This is a genomic window from Amycolatopsis keratiniphila, assembly GCF_000400635.2.
Lineage (GTDB): Bacteria > Actinomycetota > Actinomycetes > Mycobacteriales > Pseudonocardiaceae > Amycolatopsis > Amycolatopsis keratiniphila.
Genome location: NC_021252.1, coordinates 5,647,782 through 5,663,489, shown reverse-complemented (window position 1 = coordinate 5,663,489; position 15,708 = coordinate 5,647,782). Strand labels below are relative to the sequence as shown.

Below are 15,708 nucleotides of genomic sequence, written 5' to 3'. Positions count from 1 at the left end.
CTATACGGCGGCCCGCGGGCTACCTTGGGATCGTGAAGATCGGCGAACTCGCGCGGAAGACCGGGGTCAGCGTCCGCGCGCTGCGCTACTACGAGGAAGAGGGCTTGATCAGCTCTGGCCGCGAAGGCAACGGCTATCGCGACTTCTGCGAAGGCTCGGTGGAGGCGGTCCTGCAGATCCGCGGGATGCTCGATGCCGGGCTGCCGGTGCGGCTGATCCGTGAGGTCCTGCCGTACCTCGACGGACCGGACGAGGTTCGGCCGAAGGTGCCGTGCGAGTACATGATCGGCGAGGTCGCGCGGCAGCGTGAAGTGCTCGACCGCCGGATCGCGCTCATGACCCGCAATCGCGACGCCCTCGACGCGTACCTGCGCGACTTGACCCTGACACAAACGTGAGGGTTTTAGCGTGCGGACATGACTTCGATGCGCGCGCTGCGACAGGATTCCGCGAACGGTCCTGAAGACCTCCACCTCGTCACCGATGCCCCCGTCCCCGCTGCGGGACCAGGCGAAATCCTGCTGAAGGTCACCGCGGCGGGCGTCAACTTCGCCGACGTCATGCAGACGCGGGGGACGTACGAAGACGGCCCGGAAGCCCCGTACATCGCCGGATTCGAGGCGGCCGGCGAGGTCGTGGCCGTGGGGGAAGGGGTGACGGTGCCCGCGGTCGGCGACCGCGTCGTCGGGACCGGTGGCGGGGCTTTCGCCGAGTACATGGTCATGCCCGCGGCCGGCGCGGTCGCGGTGCCGGAAGGCTGGTCGGACGAGCAGGCGATCGGGCTGATCCTGAACTGGGTCACGGCGCTCGCCGCGCTCAAGCTGGGCCGGCTGGCCGCCGGTGAGACCGTGCTGGTCCAGGCGGCGGCGGGCGGGGTCGGCCAGGCCGCGGTCCGGCTGGCCAAGCACTACGGCGCCACCGTCGTCGGCACCGCGTCGCCGGGCAAACACGACGTCGTGCGGAGCTTGGGTGCTGATCGCGTCCTCGGCTACGGAGCCGATCCGGGGACGGCCGACCTGGTGCTCGAATCGGTCGGCGGGGCGGCTTTCGCCACGAGTCTCGCCGCCGCCAAGCGGGTCACCGGGCGCGTCGTGGTCTACGGCGTCGCCGGGGGAGAGGTCGCGATCACCAACCGGGACTTGAACTTCCGGCGGCAGATCCACGTGATCGGGCTGCACCTCGGCGTCCTGATCGAGCACGCCCCGGCGATCTTCGCGGAGCTGATGGACGAACTGCGTGCCCTGATCGCGGCCGGTGTCTGCGTGCCGGGGACGCCGACGGTGTACGACCTCGCGGACGGGCCCAAGGCGCTGGCGGAACTGGAGGCGCGGGCGACGTCGGGAAAGCTGGTTCTACGGCCTTGAGCAGAGCATGATCGTATGCGGACATGCGCATGTCAATAGGTCGAAAGTGTTGGTAAATCACCAGCTGGCCGACACTACGAAAGTCGGTGCCGGGTCGCGGCCGGGGCTCCTAAATTCACGAACCATTCCGTTGTCCTCACAAGGAGTGGGTCCATGGCAAGGAAGTTCTTCGTCTCCGCGTCCGTGAGTTTGGCGCTGCTGGCCGTCCCGGTCACCGCGGGCCAGGCCACGGCGGCGGTCCAGCCTGCTCAGAAGGCCGCCGCGGCGACCACGGTCTACTACGACGCCTCGGGAGCGCCCAGCTTCCGGGCCGCCATCCAGGCGGGCGTGGCGAACTGGAACAACTCGGTGTCGAACGTGAAGCTGCAGGAGAGCTCCTCGGGCGCCACCTTGCGCTACACCGAAGGCAACGACCCCTCGGGTTCGTACGCCGAGACCGACGGCCACGGCCGCGGCACCATCTTCATCGACTACACGCAGGCGCAGCAGTACAACCAGACGCGGATCGCCGCGCACGAGACCGGCCACGCGCTCGGCCTGCCGGACAACTACCAGGGCCCGTGCTCCGAACTGATGTCCGGCGGCGGACCCGGCCCGTCCTGCACCAACGCGACGCCGAACGCCCAGGAGATCTCGCGGGTGAACTCGCTGTGGGCCAACGGGCTCGTCGCGGCGGGCGCCATCCAGCGCATCTACAACTGACGCCTCTGGTCCCTCGTGAGTGGTGAGGACGGTTCTAACCGTCCTCACCACTCACGACCACCTGTACCGAACGGCGGCTCCGCGTGCTTGAACGGACGACACGTGTGATCAGACGGACGGCACGCGTGACCAGATGGACGACACGACCACGGCGAAGCCTCCACCGCGAGTCGTCCGTCCAGACACGCGTGTCGTCCGTCTGATCACGTGTGTCGTCCATCCAGTCACGCGAGATCGCCAGTAGGTATCCAGGACACGGTTGGCGCTAACCGCCCTCACCACTCACGAGAATTCGTAGGCGCCCGCGTCCACCGCCGCACCCGAGTACACGGTGTTCCCGTCGACGTCGCGGTCGTCGTACTTCGTGGTGCCGAGGTCGATCGCCGGGCTGCCCGCCTGCAGGATCAGGTTCGTGGCCGAGGTGAACTTCGGATCGGCGACCTTGTCCGTCGTGCCCGGCGTGAACTGCCGGAGCCCGCCGAAGTACACGTTGTGGTCGGTCGCGGTGAAGGTCGCGTCCGCGTAGCCGACCTTGTACGCGGCCTGGACGACGTTCTGCGTCATCGTCAGCATCTGGTTCGTGCAGCCGCCGTAGCAGACGAAACCCTCCGCCTCGGCGTTCGGGAGCTGGAGCGAGTTGTTGCGGAACACCGTGCCGAGCACCGGCCCGTTGCCGTCTTCCGCGCCGCGCGTGATGATCCCGCCGCGTGTCTTGGCGCCGAAGATCGCGTTGTACTCGAAGACGTTGCCGGTCGAGACGCCGTCGGGGTCCTTCGCGTCCGTCCCGAGCTCGGTGAAGGTCTCGTTGTCCTCGGAGATGTTGTGGTGGATGACGTTCCGGGAGCCGTAGAAGATCTCGACCGCGGCGCCGTCGAGGCCGCCGAAGTCGTCGGCCTTCGCGATCGAGCCGCTGATCCGGTTCCAGCCGATGTCGGAGTCGTTGCCCTGGACCAGCACGGCGAACGCGCCGGAGTCGTCGTTGCCACCCGGCGTCACCACGGTCATGTGGTTGTTGTCGACGAGGTCGTTCTGCGTGACCTCGGTGCCGTCGGCCGACGGCGCGATGTACACGCCCGCGCCGGCCCCGGTGATCAGGTTCGACAGCACCTTGTTGCGATCGCCGGACACCTTCACCCCGGCCCACGAACAGCGTCCCGCGTCGGCCGCGACGCCGATCTGCAGGTCCTTCACCACGTTGTCGTTGCCCGGAAGGTCGACGCACGCTTCGGCGTTGCCCTTGACGATCGGCCGCGCGCCGGTGCCGTACGCGCCGATCGTGACGCCCGAGCCCTTGACCGTGAGGCCGCCGGACCAGTTCCCGCCACGACGCAGCAGGACGGTGTCGCCAGCCGCGAACGTGGTCGAGGAAACCTTCGCCAGGGATTTCCACGGGGTCTGCTGGGAAGTGCCGCTCGCGGTGTCGCTGCCGGAGACCTGGTCGACGTAGTAGGTCTTCGAAGCGGCTTCGGCTGTCGTGAACCCGGTGCACGCGACGGCGGCGAGCACGGCCACGGAAAGCAGTTTCCAGGACATGCGGCGGACCGTAACCACCTGCCGCACAAGGGTCGTACAAAGACCTCGGCGCCTCTAGCATGATCGGATGCGCCGGGCGTCGCGGATTCTCGTACCGGCCGCATTGCTGTTCAGCGCCATGGTGGCGAGCAGCGGGATCGCCTCCGCGCCGCCACCGCCGGTGGCTCCCGTCGCCGGGTTGAACGAGCTCTGGAACGCGTACGGCGATCAGGGCGGGCACTGGACCGGCGGCGATCGCACGGTGTCGGTCCCGCTGCCGGACGGCCGTACGGCGTGGCTGTTCTCGGACACGTTCCTCGGCACGGTGAACCCCGACCACAGCCGCCCGCGGGACAGCCCGATCGCGCGCAACACCCTCGTCGTGCAGCGACCAGACGGCTCGCTGGGGGAGACGCTGCACGGTGGCACCGCCGATGCCCCGGAGGCGCTGATCGGTCTCGCGGGTTCGGACGAGCACTACTGGGTCGGCGACGGTGTCGTCCAGGGCGACGTCCTACGGGTGCTTTACAACCGGTACGAGACGACGGGGTCCGGCGGCCTCGACTTCCGGAGCACCGGGACTTCTTTGGCGACCTTCCGGCTACCCGCGCTGACGCCGTCCGAGCTGTTGGTGATCCCGGTGGGCGACAAGGTCGCGTGGGGATCGGAACTGCTCGAAGACGGCGGGTACATCTACATCTATGGCGCCGAACAAGGCCACCTCCGGCTCGCCAGAGTGCCTGTCGGTGGCCTTCGCGGACCATGGCAGTTCTGGACCGGCGTCGGCTGGTCGCCCCACGAGGAGGATTCCGCCCGGATGCTGGCCGGGGTCGGGACGGCGTTCTCGGTGACCCGCGTCGGCGGTGAATACGTGCTGATCACCATGGACACCGGCCCCGGCTTCAGCCCGGTGATGCTCGCCTACACCGCCGGTTCGCCGACCGGCCCGTTCGGTGCTCCGGTCGTCCTCTACCGGGCGCCCGAAGCGAGCGATCGGCGGATCGTCTACGACGCGACGGCGCATCCGCAGCTGAGCCGCCCCGGGAAGCTCACGGTGTCGTACAACGTGAACTCGCTCGACCACGGGGACAACATCGCGGACGTGCGGATCTACCGGCCGCGGTTCGTGGAGGTCGATTGGCCACCTCGGCCGAACTGGCCTCGTGAGTGGCGAGGACGGTTCTAACGACCCAAACACTCACGAGACGCCCTGCTCGTCTGAGGTACATGAAGGCCCCCTTCCTGTACCTAGGCGCAAGGATGGGGGCCTTCACGTACTGGGCAAGGTCGAGGGGGGTGAAGGCTCCTTTCGTCGCATCAGACTCGGTGAAGGGAGCCTTCAGCCCACACCGCCACTCCACTAGCGCGTACTGGCGCAGGCTGGATCAGCCACAGCCGCGATCCGCGTAGGTACCTAAGACACCCTTGGCTCTAACCGTCCTCGCCACTCACGAGTGCCTGCCGGACGGTGCCACCGGTGAGCTGGTTCAGCTGCGTCATGGTCCGGTCCAGCTGCTCCGCCAGCCGCGGGATCGAGTTCGACGGGAGATAGGCCTCGGCGCCGGCGTCGAGGAGACGCCGGACCGGGCCTTCGTACTTGACGCCGAGCTCGGCGTCTTCGATCTCCGTGATCACGATCCGCGCCTTCGGGTACAGCGCGCGGAAGTTGCCGATCAGTTGCGGGCTGGCGGGCGGTACCAGCAGCACGTCGACGGTCGGGGGCGCCGAGTGCAGGTCCAGGACAAGGTATCCGGGGCCGAGCCGCTCGGACAACGAGTCCCGCGCTGACGCCGACAGCTTCATGGCGGTGGCCACGACCGTGATGTCGTCGGAGTCCGCGGACGAGGAGGTTTCCTGACGGGAAACGCCGGAAATCGTCCCGATCGTCTCACCGTTCCTGGTGATGGTCACCTCCTCGCCGGGGCGGAGGGTGTCGATGAGGGCGACGAGTTCTTCAGGAAGCTGGGAGGCCTCGACCCACTGATCACTCATCACCCCATCATGGCCTGACTTCTAGCGAGGCCGCCCGGGGACACCGGGCCGGGTCTGCCACGGGTGCGGCCCGTCGAGCGGCCGGTACTCGACGCCCAGCGCGTCCAGCCGCGGCAGGTGGTGGTCCCGCAGGCGCGGCAGGAACTCCGCGTAATCCCGGCCGTCCGGGTCGCTCCACGCCACCTCGGCGAAAGCACACAGGCGCGGGAAGGCGACGTAGTCCACCCGCCGCACGGTGTCGAGGTGCTCCGACCACACCTGCGCCTGCGCGCCGAGGATCGCCTTCCCCTCGGGGTAACCGGCGGGCACCGGCTCGTAGCCGTAGAAGCTCTCCAGCGTGCTCAGGTAGCCGACGGGGATGGGCTCGTCGGGGTGGTCGGACTGCCGGTGGTCCAGGTACACGTGGTCCTCCGGGCACATGACGACGTCGTGCCCGGCGGCCGCCGCGCGGGCACCGGCCGCCTCGCTCTGCCACGAGCCGATGACCATCGGCGGCAGATCGCCCGCTTCGAGCACCTCGTCCCAGCCGAGCGGACGACGTCCGCGTTCGACGAGGTGCCGCGCGATCTCGCGGACGAACCGGCCGTGCTCCTCGGTCGCACCGGGCACCTCATCGCCGCCGAGCGCGATGACCTCCGACGGGAAGATGTCCAGCACGTGGTCGAAGACCCGCTTGAAGAAGTCCACTGTGGACTCGTTCGTGTTCAGCAGCGACGTGCTGATACCCCAGCTCGTCCAGACCTCCCACGGTTCGTCGGTCTCCGGCCCGAGTTCGGGATAGGCGGCGATGGCGGCCCTGGCGTGGCCGGGGATGTCGACCTCCGGGACGACCGTCACCGAACGCGCGGCGGCGTACGCGACGATCTCGCGGAGATCGTCGGACGAGTAGAAACCGCCGTGCGGCCGTCCGTCGCGCTCCGGCCCGTCGTGCCGTCCGACCATCGACGACTTCCGCCAGCCGCCGACCTCGGTCAGCCTGGGGAACTCGGGGATCTCGATCCGCCAGCCCTGGTCGTCGGTCAGATGCAGGTTGAGCACGTTGAGCTTGTGTGTGGCGATCAGGTCGATGAACCGCAGCACCTCGGCCTTGGTGCGAAAATGCCTTGCCACGTCCAGCAAGCAGCCGCGCCAGCCGAACCGCGGATGATCGGTCACCACACCGCACGGGATCGTGGCTTGTCCACTGTGGATAGAGGCGGCCCGGAACGCGTCCGGTCCGACGAGCTGTCGCAGCGTCTGGCGGCCGTAGAACTCGCCGGCGGCGTCGGCCGCGTGCAGGGTCACTCCGGACGGGTCGATCTCCAGCCGGTAACCCTCGGCGGGCAACGCGGCGTCACGCCGGACGTCCACTTCGGACGGTACGGAACAGGTTCCCGGCAAGGGTTCCACCGAGACGGGACGGGGAAGCAGAGTTTCGAAGCCAGGCATGTCAACCCTTCACCGCGCCGCCCATGACGGACACGAGTCGTCGTTGCACGAGGATGAAGAACACCAGCACCGGGATGGTCATCAGGGTCGATCCCGCCATCACCGCGCCCCAGTCGGTGTCCTCCGGTTTGAAGAACACGAGGATCGCCAGTGGGAGTGTCTGGTTTTCGGTGTTGGAGATGATGAACGTCTTCGCGAACAGGAAGTCGTTCCACGCGTGGATGAACGCCAGCACGCTGATCGCCACCAGCCCGGGCGCCACCAGCGGGAAGAGGATCTGCCAGGTGAACCGCATACGGCTCGCCCCGTCGATCTTCGACGCCTCTTCCAGCTCCTGCGGCACCGCGGCGACGAAGCCGCGCAGCATCCAGATCGCGAACGGCAGGCTGAACGCCAGGTGCACCAGGATCAGCGAGCCGAGGTGGTTGGTACCGAACGCCGGCGCGACGTCGCCGACCGACCGCATCAGGAAGAACAGCGGAATGGTCAGCGCCTCGACCGGCACCATCTGCGCCACGAGCACCATCACCAGCAGCACGGTCCGGCCCTTGAAGTTGAACCGCGTCAGCGCGACCGCCGAGAGGAACGAAAGCAGCAGCGACAGCGCCACCACCACGACGGCCACGATCACGCTGTTCAGGAAGAACATCGCGAAACCCTCGCCGCTGAGCACCCGTTCGAAATGTTCCAGGGTCGGCGTGAGCGTCCAGGGGCGGGGGTTCTCCGCCTGGATCTGCCCGGTGGGCTTGAACGCCGAAAGCACCATCCAGTACACGGGGAACGCGACCATTCCCGCGATCACCACGCAGACGATCTCGGCGATCAGCCTGCCGGGTCTGCGAACCCGGCGTCCCGTCGTCACACCCATCCGGCGCTCCGGCGTTGCGACCGGACGTACAACCCGGTGATGGACAGCAGCAGCAAGGTCATCACGACTCCGAGCGCCGCGCCGAGACCGTATTCCTGTCCGGCGAAGGCCTGTTGATAGGCGAAGACGTTGAGCACGAGGTTGCGCCCGGCCACGCCGCCGCCGTTGGTCATCACGTAGATCTGGGTGAAGATCTTGAAGTCCCAGATGATCGACTGGATCGTGGCGATGGTCAGCAGCGGCCGCACCATCGGCAGCGTGATCGACCACGTGGTGCGCCAGGTCGACGCGCCGTCGAGGTACGCGGCCTCGATGACCTCTTCCGGCACGCCCTTGAGCCCGGCGTACATCGTCACCATGACGAACGGGAACGAGCACCAGATGACCTCGGCGGCCACCAGCCCGAACGTGCTGTACGTGTCGAAGGTCCAGGAGTGGTTCGCCATCCCGGTGAACCCGATGCCCGACAGCACCTCGTTCACCAGGCCGAAGTCCGCGTCGAACAGGAACAGCCAGACGTACGAGCCCGCCATGGCCGGCGTCGCCCACGCGGCCAGCGCCGCCAGGAACAGCGGCACGCGCGCCCAGGCGCGGACCCGGGTCGCCAGCACGGCGAGCCCGGTCCCGAGGGCGAGGCTGCCGACGACGCAGACCGCGGTGAACCCGAGGGTCTTGGCCAGCACCTCCCAGAACTGGAGGTTCTCCAGCAGTTCCACGTAGTTGCCGAAGCCGAGGAACACCAGCGGTGCGTTGCCGACCGCCTGCGGCTGGCCGTAGTCGTAGAACGAGATCAGGACGAGCTGGTAGATCGGGTACACCAGCATCGCGAGCAGCAGGATGCCACCGGGAGCCAGGTAGAGCAGGGCGGCCCGCCCGTCCCGGCGACGGCGGGGCGACCGCCGTGCCGGGACGGCCGGAGCCGTGGTGCGGGGGATTTCCTTCGTGACCACTTAGCCGAACGCCTTGTTCATCTCGGCGGCCGCGGCGGTCAGCGCGGTGGCCGGGTCCTTGCCGCCGGTCGCGATCTGCTGGATCGCGGTGGGCAGCACGTTCTGTGCGTCGATCTTCGACCACGCCGCGGTGGCGGGGACGAACTTCGTGCCCGCGGTGAGCGTGTCGACGAACGGCTTGACCGACGGGTCGCTCGCGGCCAGCTTCTGCTGGACGCTGCCGAGCGTGGGCAGGTTGCCCATCGCGACGTACATCTTCTCCTGGTACTTGGCGCCACCGAGCAGCTGGGTGAACTCGACCGCGAGGCTCTTGCGCTTGGTCGCGTTGAACACGCCGAGCAGGTTGCCGCCCGCGAACGCCGGGGCGATCTTGCCCGCCTCGGTGCCCGGGAGCGGGATGATCGCGTACTTGCCCTTCACCTGACCGGCCTCGACGGCCTTGCGGTTGAAGTCACCGCCGATCGACATCCCGGCCTTGCCACCGGCGAACGCCGTGATGCTCTGCGTGCCGGTGAGGTTGGCGCACTGTTCGGGCGGGCAGATGTCCGCCTTCAGCAGGTTCGCGTACGCGGTCACGCCCGCCTTGGCCTGCTCGGAGTCCACAGTGGACTTCCACTTGCCGCCGTCCTGCTTGGCGATCTCACCGCCGTGCGCCCACAGGAACGGCAGCATCGCGTAGGTGTACTTGCCGCCGACGGAGATGCCGTACAGCTCGGGCTTCTTGGCGCGGATCGTCTTCGCGGTCTCGGTCAGTTCCGCCAGCGTCGTCGGCGGCTTGAGGCCGAGTTCGGCGAAGAGGTCCGTGCGGTAGTACAACGCGCGGATACCGGTGAACCAGGGGAGCCCGTAGGTCTTGCCGCCGGACTTCGCGGTTTCCAGGACCGCGGGCAGGATGTCGGCGCCTTCCTTCCACGACGACAGATCGCCGGTCAGGTCGGCCAGCGCGCCCGTGGCGGCGTAGCTGGAGACGTCGGTGTTGCCGAACTCGGCGACGTCCGGCGCGCTGGCCGGGTCGTTGAAGGCACCGGAGAACTTGTCGGCACGGCCTTCCACCGGGATCCACTGGACGTCGACCTCGACGCCCGAGTGCGCCGCCTTGAACTCGGCGATCGCCTCCTTGACGGCGGCCTCCTTCGGCGCGCGGTTGGCTTCGTCGAACAGCCAGACCCGGACGGTGCCGGTCTTCTCGTCACCGCCGCCCGCGGCCGGGGTGTTCTGGGCCGGCGCGCAGGCCGCGACGAGGCCGACCGCCGCGAGCCCCGCGATGAGGACGCGAGTTCTCATGGGTTTTCTCCTTATGCGAAAAAGACGGAATTGACTTGGGGGAGCGCCAGTTTCCCGGCGACGGCCCCCGGCAGGCCGGTGCCGGGATCGCGCGGCAGCCAGCTGAGCGTGCCGGACTTGTCGCTCGAGACGTAGAACCAGCGCTCGGTCAGGTCGAGGGTGAAGTGGCGCGGGTACACCCCGCCGACGGGCGCGTTGTTCAGCAGCTTCAAGGACTTCCCGTCCTCGCTGACGCCGAACGACGCGATCGTGTCGGAGCCGCGCACGGAGGCGTACACGAACTTCCCGTCCTTGGACGTGGTGATCTCACCCGGGTACTGCGCCCCGGGTGTGCCCGCCGGAACGGCCGGGACCACCTGCCCGGCGGTCAGTTTCCCGGTGGCCGGGTTCCACGCCGCGACGGTGACCTCGGCCCGCAGCTCGCCGAGGATGTACGCGTACTTGCCGTTCGGGTGGAACGCCAGATGCCGCGGCCCGGCGCCGGACGGGAGCTTCAGCTGCTGGTTCAGCTTGAGCTTGCCGGTGGAGACGTCGAGTTTGTAGACGTAGACCGAATCCGCGCCGAGGTCGACCGCGAGCACCCACTTGCCGGTGGGGTCGTTGACCACCTGGTGCGCGTGCGCGTCCCGCTCGGCGCCCTTGTGCTGCGCCAGATCGACGACGTCGCCGAGCTTCCCGCCCGCGAGGATCGGGAGGACGACGACGCTGCCGCTGCTGTAGTTCGCGGCCAGCACGTATTTCTGGCTCGAGTGGACGCTCAGATGGGTCGGGTGCTTTCCCCTGGCCGACTTCTTGTTGAGCAGCTTGGGTTTGGCCGGGTCGGCCAGGTTGAACGCGGAGATCTGGCCGTTCTCGTCCTCGTTGGTCACGTAGAGCGTCTTGCGGTCGGCGCTGATGTCGAACCAGGAAGCGTTGCTCACTCCCGGAATCGTCCGGTCGACGACCACGGCGTTCGTGGCCGCGTCCCGGTGAGCGACATCGAGCCCGTGCCCGGAACTGGTGTAGCTGCTGACGTAAATGGCTCCGGTCCCCTTCGGTCCGCAGTGTTGTTCGGAAGCGTTCGCGAGGTGGGAACCGAGAACGGTGGTGAGTCCAGCCGCTCCGACGGCGCCGAGGAACGTGCGTCGATCGAGTCCGGTCATCGTGATCTCTCCCAGCTGTCGGGTGGTTTAAACCACTGCCATGAGCAATGCTGCCACGCCGAAACCGGAAACGGAAAGGACGGTTTCCAATACGGTCCAGGTTTTCAGGGTCTCCGGCACGGTCATGTTGAAGTACCGCGAGATGATCCAGAAACCGCCGTCGTTCACGTGGGAGGCGATGATCGAGCCCGCCGAAATAGCGACGACCAGCAGCGCGAGCTGCATCTGCGAGTAGCCCAGCGTCGCCACCGTCGGTGCGACGATGCCGCTCGTGGTCACGATCGCGACCGTCGCCGAACCCTGTGCGATGCGCATACCGCAACTGATGACGTAGGCGGCCAGGATGACCGGGAGACCGGCGTTGTCCAGCGATCCCGCGACGGCCTTGCCGATCCCGGTGGCGGACAGCACGGCACCGAAGAACGCGCCCGCGCCGACCACCAGCAGGATCATCGCGACCGGGCGCAGCGACTTCGCCGAAAGCTCGCTCAAATCCTTGCCCGTCAGGCCGCGGCGCAGTCCCAGCAGCCAGGACGCGAGCAGCACCGAGACCGTCAGCGCGACCGCCGGGGTACCGATGAACGCGGCGACACCCGCGGCCGCGGAGGCCTTGGGAAGCCAGATGCTGCCGAAGGTACCGGCGAGGATCAGCACCAGCGGGACCGCGATGATCCCCAGCACCAGCCCGAGCGACGGCGGATTCGTCTCCTTTTCGCCTTCTTCCTCCGCGACCAGGAATTCCGCGGGCACCCGTACATCGACGCGCTTGCCGATCCAGGTCGAATACAGCACGCCACCGACGAGGAACGCGGGGATACCGCAGACCAGGCCCATCAGGATGATCCAGCCGAGTTCCACGTGCAGCAGACCGGCCGCGGCCACCGGGCCGGGGTGCGGCGGGAGGAACGCGTGGGTGATGGAAAGCCCGGCCAGCAACGGCAGCGCGTACAGCACGAGCGAACGGCCGCCCTGTTTGGCGGCGACGTAGACCAGCGGCGCCAGCACGAAGATGCCGATGTCGAAGAAGACCGGGATGCCGAAGACGAAACCCGCGAGGCCCATCGCCAACGGGGCCCGCTTCTCGCCGATGGCGCGCAGCAGCGCGCTGGTGAGCACCTTCGCCCCGCCCGAACGCTCCAAAATGGACCCGAGGATCGTGCCCAGACCGATGATCGCGGCGATATGGCCGAGGATCCCGCCGAATCCCTTCTCCAGAAGGGAATCCGAGGCCTTCTGCGCGGAGCCGACGATCTGGACGACGGGCAGGCCCGCGGCCAGCGCGGTCAGCAGGCCGACCACGATCAGCGCGATGAAGGGCTCGAGCTTGACCTTGATGATGAGGAACAACAACACCGCGATCGAGACGGCGGCGAGGGTCAGGAGACCTCCCGTCGTGTGTTGGAGCCAGTCGATCATCGGGCACTCCCGGGGTTCCGCAGTGAATGGCCGGCGAGGGCGCCGGTCGGTTGACCATCGTCGATGGCGGCGACACCGTTGACGAAGACATAGGGGATACCGGCGGCCTGCTGCCGCGGCTCGTCGAACGTGGCGGTGTCGGCGACGGTTTCCGGGGCGAACAGCACGAGGTCCGCCGCGTATCCGGCACGGACGAGACCCCGGTCGGTCAGCCGCAGGCGCTGTGCCGCGCGGCCGGTGAGGTGGGCGACGCATTCGGCGAGTTCGAGGACGCCGAGTTCGCGGACGTAACGCGCGAGGTAACGCGGGAACGTGCCCCAGGCGCGGGGATGCGGCCGCGCGCCGACGAGCAGCCCGTCGCTGCCGCCGGTATGCGTGCGGTGGCGCATGATCGCCTGGACGTTCTCTTCGTGCCCGACGTGCATCAGGCAGGACGTCCCGAGCTTTTCCGAGAGCAGGACGTCGAAGTACAGCTCCGCGGCCGGCTTTCCGGCCCGCTGGGCCGAAGCGGCGACGGAATGCCCGACGAGGTGGGCGTTCTCGTCGCGGCGGACGCCGTTGATCTCGATGGCCTCCCAGTCGATCGGCACCCCGTGGGCGCCGTCGGAACCGGTCTCCTCGATCTCGGCGCGGATCCGCTCGCGAGTGTCCACATCGGACAAGCGGGCCAGTGTGGCGTCGAGCCCGCCCTCGGTGGCCCAGCTCGGCAGCAGCGCCGAAAGGTAGGTGGCGCCGGGAAGGTAGGGATAGGTGTCGAGCGTGATGTCGCAGCCGTCGTCGAGTGCCTGGTCGAGCAACTCCAGCAGGTTCGACGCCTTGCCCTTGTTCACCGAGAAGTTCATCGTGGCGTGCGCGAGGTGCAGCGGGCAGCCCGAGCGGCGGGAGACGTCGACCATCTCGCCGAACGCCTCCAGCGCGCCCTTGCCGTAGCTGCGGTGGTGCGGGCTGTAGAAGCCGCCGTTCTCCCCGACGACCCGGCACAGCTCGACCAGCTCTTCGGTGGTCGCGTACATGCCCGGCGTGTAGGTGAGCCCGGACGACATGCCCATCGCGCCCTCCGCCAGCCCGGTCGCGATGAGCTCCTTCATCGCGTTCATCTCGGCTTCGGTGGCGGGCCGGTCTTCCCAGCCCACGGTGAGCATGCGGACGGTGCCCTGCGGCACCAGGTAGGCCGCGTTGACCGCGACGCCGGCGTCGAGCCGGTCCAGGTACTCGCCGACGGAACGCCAGTTCCAGTCGAAACCGGCCGGATCGTCGTTCCAGCCGGCGAGTTGCTGGCGCAGCGCGGCGAGGACCTCGTCGTTCACCGGAGCGTAGGAGAGCCCGTCCTGTCCGAGGACCTCGGTCGTGACGCCCTGGGAGAGCTTCGCGAGGTGATCCGGATTGGCGAGGAGCTGAAGGTCGGAATGCGAATGCATGTCGATGAACCCGGGCGCGAGCACGAGTCCTTCGGCGTCGATGGTGCGGCGGCCCGCGAGCGAGCCGGGTTCGGCGACACTGGTGATACGGCCGTCGGAAATGCCCACGTCGTGCCTGGTGAGCGGATCTCCGGTGCCGTCGGCGACCAGGGCCGAGCGGACGACGATGTCCATGGTGATTCTTCCTCTGCGGCGGTGGAGGACGGATCAGAAGTGGGTGCGGACGAAATCGAGCACGGTCTCGCCGTCGGGGCCGACGACCGGGATCAGGGGCCACTTGTCGAAGACGGTGCAGGGATGGGACAGACCGAGGGCGATCCAGTCCCCGACCTCGACCGGTGACGACGCGGGCAGGGTGAGAAAGGCGTGCTGGTCGTTCATCTTCTGGATGGAGTGACCTTCGAGCGCGGACGGTGGCCCGTCGCCCTTGCGGATGAGGCGCGGCTCGGGCATGCCCTCGTCGAACGAGGCGTCCCGTTTGCCGATGGTGAGCAGCGCGAGTTCGTCCGTCGGCTTCGACGTCACCTGTGCCCAGGCGCGCAACGCGGAACGGAACGACGCGACGCCGCCGATACGCGGGTGTTCGCCCAGCGGCGAGATCACCCGGTAGAAGCCGTCGTCGTGGGTCACGTAGGCGCCGCTGCGCAGGATCGGCAGGACGTCCAGGTCACCCCAGTCCTTGGTGAGCTCGTCGGCGACGCGGTCGAAGTACGCGCTGCCGCCGCCGGTGACGATGATCTGCCCGGCGTCGTCGAGTAGGCCCTTGGCGTGGAAGGCGAAGACGAGTTCGCGCAGACCGTCCACATAGGAGCTGATCAGCTGGAGCGACTTTTCGTCCGTGTGGTGGGAAAGCGCGCCTTCGTAGCCGCCGGATCCACGCAGGCGCAGAGCCGGGCTCGCGTGCGCGGCCTCGGCGACGGCGAGCGCGGTCTCGGTGTCGCGGACACCGGTGCGGCCGCCCTCGGCGCCGAGTTCGACGAGCACGTCGACCTTGCGGCGGGCTCCGCGCAGGGCTTCGGTCATCAGCTCGACACCGCGGACCGAGTCGACCCAGCAGACGAACTCGAAGTCGTCGTCGGCGTCCAGTTCGGCGGCCAGCCACTTCAGACCGGACGGGTCGAGCAGCTGGTTCGCCAGCAGGATGCGGGAAACGCCGAACGCGCGGTAGATCCGCAGGTGGCCGGCGTTCGCGCAGGTGATACCCCACGAGCCGTGCTTCAGCTGCCGCTCGAACAGTTGCGGCGCCATCGTCGTCTTGCCGTGCGGTGCCAGCGCGACCCCGCGCTCGGCGCACCAGGCCGCCATCGTGCGGAGGTTGTGCTCGACGGCCTCTTCGTCGAGGACGACGAACGGGCCGAGGAAGCCGTCTTCGAACAGCTTCGCGCCTCGGGCGGCGGCCTCGCCGATCGTGAGACCGGACAGCGAGGGCGCGACCGAGCGGAAGCGCCAGTCGACGCGCTCCTCCCGGACGGCCGCGACCGCGGCGGAATCGATGGTGCCGGCTTGGAACATGAGGTTCACCTCGGTTGCGTATGTTGCAACGGACGTTGCGCATATTGCGTGGGATAGGTGTAGCATCCGGTCCGCTGGAGGTCAACGGCGTGACGACTAGGAGACGTGAAGGTGACAAGC

14 protein-coding genes are annotated in these 15,708 nt (G+C 68.1%); 4 read left to right on the top strand and 10 right to left on the bottom strand.

The annotated features are described in order from the left end of the window. The first annotated feature begins 32 nt into the window (after positions 1-32). The 3 genes from AORI_RS66445 (at position 33) to AORI_RS66435 (ending at position 2,066) form a co-directional block, all read left to right on the top strand. On the top strand, positions 33-398 hold the full coding sequence (locus AORI_RS66445) for a MerR family transcriptional regulator (RefSeq protein WP_016335417.1): 366 nt from the start codon (positions 33-35) through the stop codon (positions 396-398). Positions 399-416: 18 nt separating this feature from the next. Continuing rightward, positions 417-1,364: an alcohol dehydrogenase catalytic domain-containing protein gene (locus AORI_RS66440; protein ID WP_016335416.1), complete on the top strand. Its 948-nt coding sequence runs from the start codon at positions 417-419 to the stop codon at positions 1,362-1,364. Positions 1,365-1,517: 153 nt separating this feature from the next. Further along, positions 1,518-2,066, top strand: coding sequence for a snapalysin family zinc-dependent metalloprotease (locus AORI_RS66435; RefSeq protein WP_016335415.1), 549 nt, complete (start codon positions 1,518-1,520; stop codon positions 2,064-2,066). A 282-nt stretch (positions 2,067-2,348) separates the two neighbouring features. On the opposite strand, the gene AORI_RS66430 is transcribed toward AORI_RS66435, so the two are convergent. Then, positions 2,349-3,599, bottom strand: a complete 1,251-nt coding sequence (locus AORI_RS66430) for a choice-of-anchor Q domain-containing protein (RefSeq protein WP_016335414.1) — start codon at positions 3,597-3,599, stop codon at positions 2,349-2,351. A gap of 67 nt (positions 3,600-3,666) precedes the next feature. Between AORI_RS66430 and AORI_RS66425 the strand changes: the two genes are divergently transcribed. After that, positions 3,667-4,764, top strand: coding sequence for a DUF5005 domain-containing protein (locus AORI_RS66425; protein WP_016335413.1), 1,098 nt, complete (start codon positions 3,667-3,669; stop codon positions 4,762-4,764). A gap of 245 nt (positions 4,765-5,009) precedes the next feature. On the opposite strand, the gene AORI_RS66420 is transcribed toward AORI_RS66425, so the two are convergent. The 9 genes from AORI_RS66420 to AORI_RS66380 are packed head-to-tail and all read right to left on the bottom strand — an operon-like array spanning position 5,010 to position 15,588. Continuing rightward, positions 5,010-5,570: a hypothetical protein gene (locus AORI_RS66420; protein WP_043848224.1), complete on the bottom strand. Its 561-nt coding sequence runs from the start codon at positions 5,568-5,570 to the stop codon at positions 5,010-5,012. Positions 5,571-5,591: 21 nt separating this feature from the next. After that, positions 5,592-6,998, bottom strand: a complete 1,407-nt coding sequence (locus tag AORI_RS66415; RefSeq protein WP_016335411.1) for a beta-N-acetylhexosaminidase — start codon at positions 6,996-6,998, stop codon at positions 5,592-5,594. 1 nt (position 6,999) lies between these two features. Next, positions 7,000-7,866: a carbohydrate ABC transporter permease gene (locus AORI_RS66410; RefSeq protein ID WP_016335410.1), complete on the bottom strand. Its 867-nt coding sequence runs from the start codon at positions 7,864-7,866 to the stop codon at positions 7,000-7,002. Further along, on the bottom strand, positions 7,857-8,816 hold the full coding sequence (locus AORI_RS66405) for a carbohydrate ABC transporter permease (RefSeq protein ID WP_016335409.1): 960 nt from the start codon (positions 8,814-8,816) through the stop codon (positions 7,857-7,859). Before AORI_RS66405 ends, AORI_RS66410 begins: the two co-directional genes overlap by 10 nt. Then, positions 8,817-10,100 carry an extracellular solute-binding protein gene (locus AORI_RS66400; RefSeq protein ID WP_016335408.1) on the bottom strand — a complete coding sequence of 428 codons (1,284 nt, stop codon included), beginning with the start codon at positions 10,098-10,100 and terminating at the stop codon, positions 8,817-8,819. A gap of 11 nt (positions 10,101-10,111) precedes the next feature. Next, entirely contained in the window at positions 10,112-11,242 is a 1,131-nt protein-coding gene (locus tag AORI_RS66395) for a lactonase family protein (RefSeq protein ID WP_016335407.1), read from the bottom strand. A gap of 27 nt (positions 11,243-11,269) precedes the next feature. Continuing rightward, entirely contained in the window at positions 11,270-12,658 is a 1,389-nt protein-coding gene (locus AORI_RS66390) for a GntP family permease (RefSeq protein ID WP_016335406.1), read from the bottom strand. Next, positions 12,655-14,250, bottom strand: coding sequence for an N-acyl-D-amino-acid deacylase family protein (locus tag AORI_RS66385; protein WP_016335405.1), 1,596 nt, complete (start codon positions 14,248-14,250; stop codon positions 12,655-12,657). The genes AORI_RS66390 and AORI_RS66385 overlap by 4 nt, the downstream gene beginning before the upstream one ends. A 33-nt stretch (positions 14,251-14,283) precedes the next feature. Next, positions 14,284-15,588: an amino acid deaminase gene (locus tag AORI_RS66380; protein WP_016335404.1), complete on the bottom strand. Its 1,305-nt coding sequence runs from the start codon at positions 15,586-15,588 to the stop codon at positions 14,284-14,286. Positions 15,589-15,708: the final 120 nt, after the last annotated feature.

What these genes read in the sequence shown, in the direction of transcription:
- AORI_RS66440 (WP_016335416.1), top strand. Translation starts at nt 417, where the DNA reads ATGACTTCGATGCGCGCGCTGCGACAGGATTCCGCGAACGGTCCTGAA.
- AORI_RS66435 (WP_016335415.1), top strand. Translation starts at nt 1,518, where the DNA reads ATGGCAAGGAAGTTCTTCGTCTCCGCGTCCGTGAGTTTGGCGCTGCTG.
- AORI_RS66430 (WP_016335414.1), bottom strand. Translation starts at nt 3,599, where the DNA reads ATGTCCTGGAAACTGCTTTCCGTGGCCGTGCTCGCCGCCGTCGCGTGC.
- AORI_RS66425 (WP_016335413.1), top strand. Translation starts at nt 3,667, where the DNA reads ATGCGCCGGGCGTCGCGGATTCTCGTACCGGCCGCATTGCTGTTCAGC.
- AORI_RS66420 (WP_043848224.1), bottom strand. Translation starts at nt 5,570, where the DNA reads ATGAGTGATCAGTGGGTCGAGGCCTCCCAGCTTCCTGAAGAACTCGTC.
- AORI_RS66415 (WP_016335411.1), bottom strand. Translation starts at nt 6,998, where the DNA reads ATGCCTGGCTTCGAAACTCTGCTTCCCCGTCCCGTCTCGGTGGAACCC.
- AORI_RS66410 (WP_016335410.1), bottom strand. Translation starts at nt 7,866, where the DNA reads ATGGGTGTGACGACGGGACGCCGGGTTCGCAGACCCGGCAGGCTGATC.
- AORI_RS66400 (WP_016335408.1), bottom strand. Translation starts at nt 10,100, where the DNA reads ATGAGAACTCGCGTCCTCATCGCGGGGCTCGCGGCGGTCGGCCTCGTC.
- AORI_RS66395 (WP_016335407.1), bottom strand. Translation starts at nt 11,242, where the DNA reads ATGACCGGACTCGATCGACGCACGTTCCTCGGCGCCGTCGGAGCGGCT.
- AORI_RS66390 (WP_016335406.1), bottom strand. Translation starts at nt 12,658, where the DNA reads ATGATCGACTGGCTCCAACACACGACGGGAGGTCTCCTGACCCTCGCC.
- AORI_RS66385 (WP_016335405.1), bottom strand. Translation starts at nt 14,250, where the DNA reads ATGGACATCGTCGTCCGCTCGGCCCTGGTCGCCGACGGCACCGGAGAT.
- AORI_RS66380 (WP_016335404.1), bottom strand. Translation starts at nt 15,588, where the DNA reads ATGTTCCAAGCCGGCACCATCGATTCCGCCGCGGTCGCGGCCGTCCGG.